This is a genomic window from Dyella sp., from assembly GCF_035685885.1.
In the GTDB taxonomy this organism is placed as follows: Bacteria; Pseudomonadota; Gammaproteobacteria; order Xanthomonadales; family Rhodanobacteraceae; genus Dyella.
Genome location: NZ_DASRZX010000150.1, coordinates 1 through 12588, shown reverse-complemented (window position 1 = coordinate 12588; position 12588 = coordinate 1). Strand labels below are relative to the sequence as shown.

Annotated in this window: 11 protein-coding genes; 2 read left to right on the top strand and 9 right to left on the bottom strand. The window is 65.0% G+C overall.

Annotation, left to right across the window (positions count from 1 at the left end; all coding sequences use genetic code 11):
* Positions 1 to 60: 60 nt before the first annotated feature.
* Complete coding sequence (locus tag VFG49_RS17080; protein WP_324862754.1) at positions 61 to 762, top strand: helix-turn-helix transcriptional regulator; 702 nt, start codon at positions 61 to 63, stop codon at positions 760 to 762.
* Between the two features lie 3 nt (positions 763 to 765).
* On the opposite strand, the gene VFG49_RS17075 is transcribed toward VFG49_RS17080, so the two are convergent.
* From VFG49_RS17075 to VFG49_RS17035, 9 genes are all read right to left on the bottom strand, one after another.
* Positions 766 to 2394, bottom strand: coding sequence for a hypothetical protein (locus VFG49_RS17075; RefSeq protein ID WP_324862753.1), 1629 nt, complete (start codon positions 2392 to 2394; stop codon positions 766 to 768).
* An 85-nt stretch (positions 2395 to 2479) separates the two neighbouring features.
* The gene (locus VFG49_RS17070) at positions 2480 to 3379 is read right to left on the bottom strand and encodes a DUF2167 domain-containing protein (protein ID WP_324862752.1); all 900 of its coding nucleotides are present in this window, start codon (positions 3377 to 3379) and stop codon (positions 2480 to 2482) included.
* Between the two features lie 129 nt (positions 3380 to 3508).
* On the bottom strand, positions 3509 to 4891 hold the full coding sequence (locus VFG49_RS17065; RefSeq protein ID WP_324862750.1) for a M28 family metallopeptidase: 1383 nt from the start codon (positions 4889 to 4891) through the stop codon (positions 3509 to 3511).
* 173 nt (positions 4892 to 5064) lie between these two features.
* Entirely contained in the window at positions 5065 to 5838 is a 774-nt protein-coding gene (locus VFG49_RS17060; RefSeq protein WP_324862748.1) for a glutaminyl-peptide cyclotransferase, read from the bottom strand.
* A 42-nt stretch (positions 5839 to 5880) separates the two neighbouring features.
* Positions 5881 to 7257 (bottom strand): ATP-dependent RNA helicase DbpA, encoded by a 1377-nt coding sequence (gene dbpA, locus VFG49_RS17055; RefSeq protein ID WP_324862746.1) that lies wholly within the window; start codon positions 7255 to 7257, stop codon positions 5881 to 5883.
* Between the two features lie 78 nt (positions 7258 to 7335).
* On the bottom strand, positions 7336 to 8775 hold the full coding sequence (locus VFG49_RS17050; RefSeq protein WP_324862744.1) for a sugar porter family MFS transporter: 1440 nt from the start codon (positions 8773 to 8775) through the stop codon (positions 7336 to 7338).
* 749 nt (positions 8776 to 9524) lie between these two features.
* Positions 9525 to 10244 carry a 23S rRNA pseudouridine(2604) synthase RluF gene (rluF, locus tag VFG49_RS17045; protein WP_324862742.1) on the bottom strand — a complete coding sequence of 240 codons (720 nt, stop codon included), beginning with the start codon at positions 10242 to 10244 and terminating at the stop codon, positions 9525 to 9527.
* Between the two features lie 114 nt (positions 10245 to 10358).
* Complete coding sequence (locus tag VFG49_RS17040; protein ID WP_324862739.1) at positions 10359 to 11132, bottom strand: ABC transporter permease; 774 nt, start codon at positions 11130 to 11132, stop codon at positions 10359 to 10361.
* A complete protein-coding gene (locus VFG49_RS17035) occupies positions 11129 to 12097 on the bottom strand; it encodes an ABC transporter ATP-binding protein (RefSeq protein ID WP_324862737.1) in 969 nt (322 codons plus the stop codon). Before VFG49_RS17035 ends, VFG49_RS17040 begins: the two co-directional genes overlap by 4 nt.
* 90 nt (positions 12098 to 12187) lie before the next feature.
* Between VFG49_RS17035 and VFG49_RS17030 the strand changes: the two genes are divergently transcribed.
* A partial coding sequence (locus VFG49_RS17030; protein WP_324862735.1) for a ferredoxin--NADP reductase occupies positions 12188 to 12588 on the top strand: 401 nt, incomplete at its 3' end.

The window sequence follows — 12588 nt, the reverse complement described above, 5'->3', positions numbered from 1 at the left end:
GGCGCCATGTTTCGTTGTGCAACGAAGTATCCGGTGTCGGTGCGGCGCTAGACTCCAGGCATGAACGATACCGTTTCCCCGAGCCGCTACCAGCTTGCCGAAATCGGCGCGCTGCTTGCCGAGCCCGCGCGAGCAGCCATGTTGCTGGCGCTGATCGACGGCACCGCGAGGCCCGCGGGCGAACTGGCACGCGCCGCGGGCGTGGGCGCGGCCACGGCGAGTTCCCATCTCAAGCGCCTGCTGGACGGCGGCCTGCTCGCCGTGCACGTGCAGGGACGCCATCGCTATTACCGGCTCGCCGGCGAAGAAGTCTCGGCCTTGCTTGAGGCAATGGCGCTGCCGCGTACGCCTTCCGTGTTGCCGGAACCGGCAAGGGGCGATCGCGCGCTGCGCCTTGCACGCACCTGTTACCGACATCTGGCGGGCAGGCTGGGCGTGAGCCTGTGCGATGCGTTGCTCATGCAGGGTCATCTGCAGACGGAGAGTGAAGGCTTGCGGCTGCAACCTGCGGGCGTCGAGGCGCTGGTGAACGCAGGACTGCCCATTGCCGCGGCGACGCCGCTGCTCGCGCTCACCGGCCGTGGTTGTCTGGACTGGACCGAACGCCGCCTGCACGTGGGTGGCCCGTTGGGCGTGTCGCTCACCGACGCCTTGCTTGAGGCCGGCTGGCTGCGCCGGCGCACCGGCACGCGTGCGTTGCAGCCGAGCGACGATGGCCTGCGTCGGCTCATCGCACTCGGCGTGCGCATCGACGCCGGCTGAGCGCTAAGGCTGCGAGAACAGGCTGCGCAAGGCCATGTCGCTGCCCAGTGGCGGCAGCGTAAGCAGGTTGTCGAGCAGGGCGATCTCGCGGCGGCACGTCTGTGCATGGACGTCCGCGCCGGGCCGCGCCGGTGACGATTGCGCCACCACGCTGCGTGCCAGCGACAGCTCCCGCGTACCCAGTGCTGCATCGACGGTCATCTTGTGCGAGGGATCGTTGTCGACCAGCAGGTTGGCGTAGCTGTCGCCATTGGCCATGAAGATCGCATTGGCCTGCTTGCCCGCGTCGAAGCCCTGGCCATCGAGATAGCGCCCGCAGGTATCCGGCGACAGTCGCTGGCTGATCATGCGCAGAAGGTCGCGCCGCGCGATGGCGAAGGCGCGTACATGGTCGGCCGTAACGGTCTGCATCGCTGCACGCCTGGCACCATGCAATGCCGTCCACAGGGATATGGCATACGCATGGTCGGTCTCGTCACTTTCGGGCTTGCCGGCGATGGCGAGGTCGCGCTTTACCCATGCGTCGTAAATCGCCGGCCATTGCACGCGGACCAGCGCCAGCGCATCACCGATGCGCCGTGTATGCGGCAGCATGCGCAGCGAATAGAGAAACTGTTCCCGCTGCCATTGCCCGGCGTCGAGCGCGTGGCCGTCCACCAGCAGGCCAGTGATGATGTGGTTGGCGAACAGCTCGTCGGCGTGCGGCATGTACACGTCGTCGCCCTGCTTGGCAAAGGCCAGTCGGATGAAGTCCGGCGAGGCGCCCAGCTGCGACAGCAGCGACTTGTACTTTTCCTGGATGTTTCCCGTGTAGTCCCTCGAGGTGCGGCTGTCGATGATCGACCGCATCTGGTGAAAGCCGAACGTGGCGTGCGTCGAAGCAAGGCGCTGACCGCCTCCGATGAAGGCCAGTGTGCAGGCGCTGGCGCAAAGGTGGTCCACTTCCACGGTGATGTCGCGATGCGCCGCCAGGAAGTCATGCAATTGCATGCCGTTGTCGACGTCGCCGCCCACACTGTCGATCACCAGGCGACGGATCGAAGGATGGCTGGCGAAAGCCCCCGCGACGGCATCCGCATAGCCCAGGCCCATGGTGCCCTTGGCGACAATGGCGTTACCGTCCGCATCCGGCGCGACCGTGTATTGGTCGTAGCGTCGCTGTTCGGACGCGCCGGCCGCGAGTTTCTGCAGCGCGCTCCATTCCGTCGGCAGGGCGGCCAGCGTGGCGAGGATGGCGAACACCATCAGGATGTTCACCACCACGGCCCATCGACTGCCGCTCAGCGCCGCCGCGCGCAGTATGCCGACCACCTGCCACACCGATATGGCCAGCCGCAGCACGGCATAGCTGGCAACGCCGACCAGCAAGTGCGTGAGGGAAGGGTGCGCATCCGCCAGCCACGCCAGCAGCAGCGCTTGGAAGAGCCGCAATCCCAGGCCCACCAGCACGCCGTTGCACCAATACGATTGCGCCAGTGAGAGCTCGCCGCGCCAGTGGGCAAGGAAGTAGTTGCCGCTCCGTCTCGGCGGCAGCGGTGGCGGCCGGCGATCCTGGAGTTCCAGTGGCAGCGTGCCGTCCCAGGTGGGCGGCAGGCGCTCGTTGCGACGATACGGCGAATCGGGAAAAGCCATCGGACAACCCTCGTGTGGCGACCGCAACGACTTCCAGCAGAAAAAACCACGGCGCCGTCGGGCAGCGCCATGATCAGGTGACAGCTCAGGCCTGCTTGCGCTTGAACAGGCGGGACAGCGCGCCACCCACCGCCGCAATACCCAGCACGACGAACTTCTTGAACGCGAGCAACATCAAGCCGAGCTTGGCGAACAACCCGGCCTTGGCGGCGATGCCGCCGGCCACCAGCGCCGCGATGCCGTAGGCGGCCGCTTTGTCGGTGCTTGCGTTGTAGTCGGTATAGCGCTGGCCCGGATCGAAATCGGCCATTTCCACCACGGCGGGCATATCCGCGCGCACCTGCGCGAGCTCCCCGATCGGCGCCACCGCGTTGAGCGATAGATAGCCCTTTCGACCCAGCACGCGGATTGCGTAGTTCAGCGTGCGTCCTTCTTCTTCGCCGTTGGCCTTGGAGAACTTGAGGTCGCGCGCCCAGTACAACTTGTGCGTCGCGGCGTCATAGTGGGGCGGCTCGGCCCAGCCCATCAGTTCGACGGCGGAATAGCCTTCCTTCAGGCGTTCGGCGTTTTCATCCTTCGCGGCGTCCTGCATGTCCTTCAGCATGTCGTTATAGTCGATCTTGGCCGCGTCCCCGTCGGACACGTAGCCTTCGTCGACGAACGTCACCACCACTGCCCAGTTGTTTTCCTCGAGCACGACGTGCGGATCGGTGCCGGGCAGGATCATGCCCAGCACGTCGGCGTCCGGTGGATTGCCCCACAGCTGGGTAAGCACCCGCTGCGCGTCGGTGGCGCGCAGGAAACTGTAGCCGTCGGCCAGTTTGAGCTTGGCCTGCGCCCCGGGAATGTCCACCGTGCCCGTCACCGGATGCAGCGATTGGACGAGCTGTGCTTCGGAGGCGTGGGCGGCGTCTTCGGCCCGCGCGGGCGAAGTACAGGCCAAGGCGGCCAGCAGCAGCGCCGGCAGCAGTGTTTTGCGAACCATGTTTGTCCCCTGGGTATCGTCCGTTGATGCGCATCGATCGATGCGGCCGCGGCTCCCCCTCAGGCGCCGCGGCGTCACGATCTTACGGCGTGCAGGGCACGCTGGCGATAACCCGGGCGGCCGAGTCGCTCAGGGCGACTTGGGCGCCGGCGAGCGCTGGAAGCTGCCGGCGTCGCCGGGGAATACGACGGGGCTCTCGTAACCCTCGGCCGACAGCGCCGACACGCCGAAGAACCAGTCGTCGATCACCACGTCCTTGATCACCGCCTGGTCGACGTCGCCCACCACGCGGCTGTACTGCCACTGCGGCGCGATGGTGTCGCGCCAGTGCACCACGTAGCCGGCAGCACCCGGCACCTTCTTCCAGTGCACGGTGGTGTCGGTGGCGAGCGCACCTTCGATGCTCACGCCGCTGGGTGGGGCCGGCGCGCGGCTCATGGCGGCCATGGTGAGCGTGTTGAGTGCGGTGACGCGGGCGAGATAGCGGAAGTCGACGCCATCGATGGTGTCGCCGAACTTGATGCCCTTCTCGGTGCGAAGGTCCTGGTGCTGTCGGGTGTAATCCTCGTGGCCTTCACTCACGCGCACGGCGGGATAGCCGGCCTCGAGGAACGGCACCTGGTCGCCGCCACGGCTGTAGCGGTCGGTGCGATAGACCATGCGCACGCGAAAGTCGGGCAGGTAGGTCGACGCGATCTGTTCCATGTAACGCGCCACATTGCGCGAGGGCGAATCCACCTCGCCGCCGTGATAGGCACGGTACTTCGCCTGCTCGGGCGTCTCGTTGGTCTTGGTGCCCTCGGAGAACACGCGCACCGTGAGGTTGTCGAGCACGCCGTTCTGGCCGCGGCTGTTGCCCACGATGTCGTTGTTGAGATCGGCCTGCACCTGCCAGCCTTGCTGCACGGCGTAGTCAGCCAGCACCTTGCCGCCATACAGGCCCTGTTCCTCACCGGACAGCGCGGCGAACACCAAGGTGGCGTCGTTGTCCTGACTGGACAGGATGCGTGCCGCTTCCATCAGCGCGGCCACGCCGGAGGCATCATCGTTCGCGCCCGGTGCATCGCTGGTGGTGTTCATCACGTCGGTGACGCGTGAATCCAGGTGGCCGGTCATCACGATCACGCGCTGCGGATCGCCCTTGCCGCGCTTGATCGCCACCACGTCCATCACTTCGGTCGGCTTGGGAACGCGCTTGCCGGTGAACACCTGCGACGGCGTCACCACTTCGATGCAGCCGCCGCAATCTTTCGATATCTGCTCGAAGCGCGACTTCACCCAGCGGCGCGCGGCACCGATGCCACGCTTGTCCGACGTGGTATCGGACAGCGTATGCCGCGTGCCGAAGCCGACCAGCTTCTCGATGGTGGCGTGCAGCTCAGACTCGCTCGGTTGCGTGGACAACACCTGCAACGACGGCTGCTGTCGCGGTTGCATCGGTGCGTCATCGGCAAACGCGGTGGAGACGGCCACGCTGAGTGCCAAGGGCAGCAAGACGGGAAGGGGACGCATCGAAAGCTCCGGGCAAGGCAACGTGTCACTTTAGCGTCGCGTGCGGGAAGCGTCCCCCTGCCGAATGGCACGGGTCGCGGTGCATGGTGGTGCGGGTGAGCGTCGCCGCAACAAGAACACCGTCATTCCCGCATTCGTGGGAATGACGAGTGCAGGTTTGCGGAGTTCGGCGCCTACCGCCCCGCCTTAGGCACCAACGTGATCTCGAACAGCTTCGGCCAGCGCTTGCCGGTGACAAACAGTCGATCGTGCTGTGCATCGTAGGCGATGCCATTGAGCACGTCGTTGTAAGGGTCGGGCAGCTTGCTCACGTCCAGCAGGCCGGAAAGATCAATCCAGCCCTTCACGTGGCCCGTGGCCGGATCGATGCGGGCGATGCGGTCGGTCATCCACACGTTGGCGTAGATCTCGCCCTTCACCCATTCCAGTTCGTTGAGGTTGACCACCGGCTTGTCGCCGTCGGTCACCATCAGGCTGCCCACCGTGGCCAGCGTCTCGGGATCGAGGATGCGCAGCACCGCCGAGCCGTCGCTCATGTACAGGCGCTTGTCGTCACGCGTCAGCGCCCAGCCTTCGCCGGGATAGTTGAAGGTGCGTTGCTGCGTGAAGCTGGCCAGGTCGTAGACGAAACCCAACTGGTCCTTCCAGGTGAGCTGCACGATGTGCGTCCCCCAGTCCACGATGCCCTCGCCGAAATGCTGCGGCGGCAGATCGTGGCGCTGCAACACCTTGCCGGTTTCCAGCGCCACCTTGCGCACGGTCGACTCGCCAGCTTCACCGGTGCTCTCGTAGAGATAGCCGTCCTTGTAAAACAGGCCTTCGGTATACGCCGAGGTGTCGTGCGGATAAGCGTGCACCACGCGATAACCGTACACCGGCACGGCCGCCTGCGCGGAGCAGGCCACCAGTGCACCGAGCGCCGTGGCGCAGGCAAGCCAGCGGATCATCCTGGAATTCCTCGGGAGGGAAGCGGAGATGTTACACGGGGCTCAATGCAGCGTGCGCACGCGAAAATTGCGTCCCTTGATGCGGCCGGCGCGCAGACGTTCCAGCGCCTTGTTCGCAAGATCCCGCCGGATCGCGACGTAGGCACGCGTAGCGAACACGTCAATCTTGCCGATGTCTTTCGCATCCAGCCCGGCATCGCCGGTCAGCGCGCCGAGAATGTCGCCGGGGCGCAGCTTGTCCTGGCGTCCTGCATCGATCACCAGCGTGCGCATCGGCGCAAGGTTGAGCTGCTTGCCGCGCGGCGGCGCCACTTTCAGTGGTTGCCATGGCAGCGGCCGGCCAAGCTGGTCTTCGATGTTGAGGGCCTTGGGACGCTCGCGAGGCGTGACCAGCGTAATGGCGTGACCGGTCTCGCCCGCGCGACCCGTGCGGCCGACGCGGTGCGTGTGGGTATCGGGATCGTGTGCGATATCGAAGCTCACCACCAGCGGCAATGCGGCGATATCCAGACCGCGCGCGGCGACGTCCGTTGCAACCAGGATGGAGCAGCTGCGATTGGCGAACTGCACCAGCACTTCATCGCGGTCGCGCTGCTCCATGTCGCCGTGCAGGGCGAGCGCGGAGAAGCCACGCTTGTCCAGTTCCTCCGCCACCGCATCAACGTCCTTGCGCATGTTGCAGAACACCAGCGCGTGCTGCGCATGTTCCTTGCCGAGCAACTGCGCGAGCGCATCCATCTTCTGCGCGGGCTCCACCTCGTGGAAACGTTGCTCGATGGTGATTTCCTCGTGCGGCGTTTCCACCGTCACCTCGACGGGATCACGCTGCAGGCGCTTGCTCACCTGGCGGATTTCCTCGGCATAGGTCGCGGAGAACAACAGCGTCTGATGATGCTTGGCGATGCGCCCGACGATGTCGTCGATGGCCTCGGAAAAACCCATGTCCAGCATGCGATCCGCCTCGTCCAGCACCAGCACCTTGATGCCGCCGCCATGCAGGCTTTCGCGCTTCAGGTGTTCCTGCACGCGCCCGGGCGTGCCGACCACGATGTGCGGATCATGCGTGAGCGAGGCGAGCTGCGGCCCCAGCGGCATGCCACCGCACAGAGTCAGCAGCTTCACGTTGGGAATATTGGCGGCCAGCTTGCGGATGGCCTTGCTCACCTGGTCGGCCAGCTCGCGCGTAGGGCACAGCACCAGCGCCTGCAGGCGGATGGTGTCCACATCCAGGCTTTGCAGCAGGCTCAGGCCAAAGGCCGCCGTCTTGCCGCTGCCGGTGCGGGCCTGCGCGATCACGTCGCGGCCCTCCAGCATCGGCGGCAGGCTTTGGGCCTGCACCGGCGTCATCTCGGTGTAGCCGAGGGTTTCCACGCTGGCGAGCAGCGCGGGCTTGAGCGGGAGTGTGCGGAAATCGGTCATGCGACATTGTCGCATGTCGCCCCGGGCAGGGCGGGGACGGACAGGGACGGGAGCGTTCTCGCCCCCGTCCCTCGCGCATCAACCCTGCATCTGCTCCAACTCCATGCCCTTGGTCTCGCGCACCGTCTTCACCACGAAGATCAGCGAAATCAGTGCGAAAGCGGCATACAGGCCGTAGGCGAAGCTGAGGCCCATCTCGGCCAATGCCGGGAAGCTGCTGGTGATGATGAAGTTGGCGATCCACTGCGCCGCAGCGGCGACCGCCAGCGCAATCGCGCGGATGCGGTTGGGGAACATCTCGCCCAGCAGCACCCACACCATCGGGCCCCAGCTGAGGCCGAAGAACACCACGTACGCATTGGCGGACACCAGCGCGACCATGTTCCATGGCGTGGGCAGGCTCAGGTTCGCGCCGCTGCCGGTGGCCTGCGAGAAGCACCAGGCCATGAGGGCGAGCGTGACGGTCATGCCGGCCGAGCCGATGACCAGCAGCGGCTTGCGGCCGATGCGGTCCACCAGCGCGATGGCCACCAGCGTCACCAGCACGTTCACCACCGAGGTGGCGACGGTGATCGAGAACGAATCGGTTTCGCTGAAGCCCACCGAATGCCACAGCGTGGACGAGTAATAGAAGATGACGTTGATGCCGACGAACTGCTGGAACACCGATAGCAGGATGCCGATCCACACCACCGGCAGCAGGCCGAATGCCTTGCCACGCAGATCGCGCAGGGTGGGTCGGTATTCGGAGTGCAGGCTGTCCTGGATGTCCTTCACTTTCGCGTTGAGCGCCGTTTCACTGTGCATGTCCAGCACGCGACGCAGCACGTCATGCGCTTCGGCGAGGCGACCCTTGGCCACCAGGTGGCGCGGCGATTCCGGCACGCCCAGCACCAGCGAGCCATAGATCAACGCGGGCACCACAGCGACCAGGAACATCCAGCGCCATGCGGCAAGGCCCATCCACAGCGGTTGCGCGGCGCCGCCGGCGGTACCGGCCAGCCACGCATCGCTGAGCAGCGCGGCGAAGATGCCGAGCACGATGGCGAGCTGTTGCAGCGAACCGAGTCGTCCGCGCACGGCGGCTGGCGAAATTTCCGCGATGTAGGTCGGCGCGATCACCGAGGCCATGCCCACGCCGATGCCGCCGACCAGGCGCCAGAAAACCAGGCTGGCCACACCCGAGACCAGGCCCGAGCCCAGCGCGCTGAGCGCGAGGAACAGCGCGGCGACCTGCATGCTGCGCACGCGGCCGAAGCGGTCGGCCAGCGGACCGGCATACCACGCACCTACGGCGGAACCGAGCAGCGCGCAGGAGACGGCGAAGCCGATCTGCCCCGCGCCGAGTCCGAAGTTGGCGCGCACGGCATCCACCGCGCCGTTGATCACGGCGGTATCGAAACCAAACAGGAAACCGCCGAGTGCAGCCGCCGAAGCGATCAGCACCACGCGCGCCGTGGCGTGCTGTCCAAGATCGTCGACGGCGTTCGTCGACGTCGATGGTGTATTCAAATTCATTGCCTCTCCCCGAGTCAGAGTCCGGGGATTCTGCGCTGGCAGCCCCGGTTCTTAGAAGTGAATACGTATGCAACAGGGCGGGCGGGATGTCGAGCTTTGGATGGCAGGGAGGGAATGATGCAGGTGCGTTGGGGATGGAGCGTTGCCCGGCAGCGCGCGTGGCCGCGATCCGTTGCGCTGCAGCAAGCGATCTGCGAAAAGCGAGGGGATGAAGCGATGCGGTAAGAATGCCCTCTCCCAAGGGGAGAGGGAGCAAAGCGCGGCGCTGCTTTAAGTCCTCAGTACCACGACGCGTTGCGGAGTAGCGGCGCCGTTTGAGGTAGTAAAGCCACGTGCTGTCGATGCCTCGGTCGACAGGCTTGTATCCATCGCAGTGCCGCCAGCTCTTTAAGGCCGCTTTCTTTGGGTCACGTTTCTTTTACTCCGGGCATCCTGCCCTCCGCCCTTCCTCGCTCCTCAAGGCCGGCGCCATCCATGGCGCCTCCCCGCGTGCGGGCCTCGCCGTTCGCACGCGCTCGAAGCGCGTGCGTGGGCCAGCAAAAGAAAGGTGACTCGGCGGTCCCACGGGACTAGCTTGCGCGTCGCCGGCAGGACGTCGAAACGCCCGCTGCGTCCCACAGGGACTTCCTTCGGTCGTAAGCGGCACGCTGGCTGTATCGCTACAACCGAAGGCTAACGCACCTTGGCCCCGGCCCTTGCCGAGGCGACGGGTAAATGGCGTGCGGAAAGCCCCACAACCCGAAAGCGACTCACCACTGCGTTCGATTAGGCAACAACCCCTTCAACTCCGCCTCAGTGAGATTCCGCCATTGCCCCGGCTTCAAATGCCCAAGCTTGACGTTGATGACGCGCACGCGCCGCAACTGCGTCACGCGATAGCCGAATTCCGCGGCCATCAGGCGGATCTGCCGGTTGAGGCCCTGCGTGAGGATGATGGCGAAGCCGAACTTGGCGATCTTGCGCACCTTGCATGGCTTGGTCATCTGGCCATGGATGCGCACGCCGCGTGCCATGCCCTTGAGGAACTCGTCAGTGACCGGCTTATTCACCGCCACCAGATATTCCTTCTCGTGGTTGTTCTCGGTGCGCAGGATTTCGTTGACGATGTCGCCGTTGCTGGTGAGCAGGATCAGGCCTTCCGAATCCTTGTCCAGACGGCCGATCGGGAAGATGCGTTCCTTGTGGTCGATGAAATCGACGATGTTGTCCTTCACCGTCTGGTCGGTAGTGCAGGTGATGCCCACCGGCTTGTTCAGCGCGATGTAGACGGCCCGCTTGGCCGATGGTGTAGCGGCAAGGATGCGCGCCTTGACGACTTCGCCATCCACGCACACCTCGTCGCCCTCCAGCGCCTTGGCGCCGGTGGTGACGACTTCGCCATTGATGGTGACGCGACCGGCCAGCAGCAGCTCGTCCGCCTCGCGACGGGAGCAGATGCCGGCTTCGCTGATGTATTTGTTGACGCGCATGGAGCGATCTTTGGTTCTTTCTGTAGGAGCGCACCCAGTGCGCGATAGCCCGGCAAAGCGGTGCATGGCAACTCTGCGGTCGCGCACTGGGTGCGCTCCTGCAGGGTTATGCCTTTACGACCGCAAACCGACGCCACGCTTGAGCAGATGCAGCGCCACCGCGGCGAGGCCGATCACGAAGACCAGCATCACCGCGAACGCCACCCAGATGTTCACATCGCTCACGCCCAGCACGCCGAAGCGGAACGCATTCACCATGTACAGGATGGGGTTGACCATCGAGATGCTGCGCCACGGTTCGCCCAGCAGGTCCACCGAATAGAACACGCCGCCGAGGTAGGTGAGCGGGGTGAGCACGAAGGTGGGTACCAGCGCGATGTCGTCGAACTTCTTGGCGAACACTGCGTTGACGAAGCCGGCCAGCGAGAACACCGTCGCGCCCAGCAGCACCGAGAGGAAGGTGGTGATGGGATGGGCCACGTGCAGGTCGGTGAAGAACAGCGCGATGAGCAGCACCAAGGCGCCGACCACCAGGCCGCGCGTCACGGCGCCGGTGACGTAGCCGAGCAGGATCACCCAGTTGGGCATCGGCGATACCAGCATTTCCTCCACCGCGCGGCTGAACTTGGCGCCGAAGAACGAGCTGGAAATGTTGCCGTAGCTATTGGTGATGATGCTCATCATCACCAGGCCCGGCACGATGTACTGCATGTAGGTAAAGCCATGCATCTGGCCGATGCGGCTGCCGATGAGTTTGCCGAAGATGACGAAGTACAGCGTCATGGTGATGGCGGGCGGAATCAGCGTCTGCGTCCAGATGCGCATGATGCGCACGATTTCGCGGCGGACGATGGTGTTGAGTGCAACGAGGTTGCCTGCGCTGTTCATGCGGCCTGCTCCGTGCTGTCCTTGCGGCCCTGCTCTTGTCGGCCATGTTCCACGAGGCGCACGAACAGTTCCTCCAGTCGATTGGTCTTGTTGCGCATCGACGTCACCGTCATGCCGCGCTCGCTCAGGCCCGCGAACAGCGAGTTGAGGTCGTGCGAGCGGGACATCTCCGCTTCCATCGTGTGCTCGTCCAGGCGGCGCAGTGTGATACCGGCGATGGCGGGCAGCTCGGTGGGCACATGGGTCACGTCCAGCACGAAGGTTTCCACGTCCAGCGAGGAAAGCAGGCGCTTCATCGAGGTGTTTTCCACGATGGTGCCGTGGTCGATGATGGCGATGTTGCGGCACAGCTGCTCCGCTTCCTCCAGGTAGTGCGTGGTGAGGATCACCGTGGTGCCCGCCGCGTTGATGCCGCTGACGAACTGCCACATGGAGCGACGGATCTCGATGTCCACACCGGCGGTGGGTTCATCGAGGATGAGCAGCTTGGGCTCGTTCATCATGGCGCGGGCGATCATCAAGCGGCGCTTCATGCCGCCGGAAAGCATGCGTGCCTGGTGGTGGGCCTTGTCCCACAGGCGCAGTTCCTTGAGGTACTTCTCCGCGCGTTCCACGGCGATCTTGCGCGGGATGCCGTAGAAGCCGGCCTCGTTAACGCAGATGTCGAACGGCTTCTCGAACTGGTTGAAGTTGATTTCCTGCGGCACCAGGCCGATCAGCTGCATGGCTTTGCCACGCTGCTTGTTGACCGATACGCCAAATACCTCGGCATCGCCGCTGGAGGCGTTCACCAGGGAAGACAGGATGCCGATGAGGGTGGACTTGCCGGCGCCGTTGGGGCCGAGCAGGGCGAAGAAATCGCCTGGCTGCACCGTGAGACTGATGCCCTTGAGGGCCTCGACGCCATTGCTGTAGGTCTTGCGCAGGTTGTTGACGACCAGCGCGGGTGTGGGAGATGGGGACATGAGCTGCACCGAAGGGGCTAGCCTTTTATTATACGGGGCTTGCCCGGGCCGTCCGGCACGGCATCAGACTCTTGTTTCCCGGGAAAATCCATGGCCGACCATTTCCAGCTTCGTCTCGTCGACAGCACCATGCTGGCGCCCACCGTGCGCCATATGGCGTTCGAGCGCGCGGACGGGCAGCCATTGGCCTTTGTGCCCGGGCAATTCCTGCAGGTCCATTTTCACTACGACGATGGCGTGGCCACCAAGCGCAGCTATTCGGTCGGTACGGTGGGCGACGGCTCCTCGCCGGTGCAGCGCGTCGAGATCGCGGTGAGCTACGTGGAAGGTGGCGCGGCCACCAAACTGCTGGGCGAACTGCCGATTGGCGGCGTGATCGAGGCCAGCGGCCCTTACGGGCGCTTCTGCCTGCAGGCGAACGACAGCAACGGCCGCTATCTGCTGCTGGCCACCGGCACCGGCGTCACGCCGTACCGCGCCATGCTTCCGCA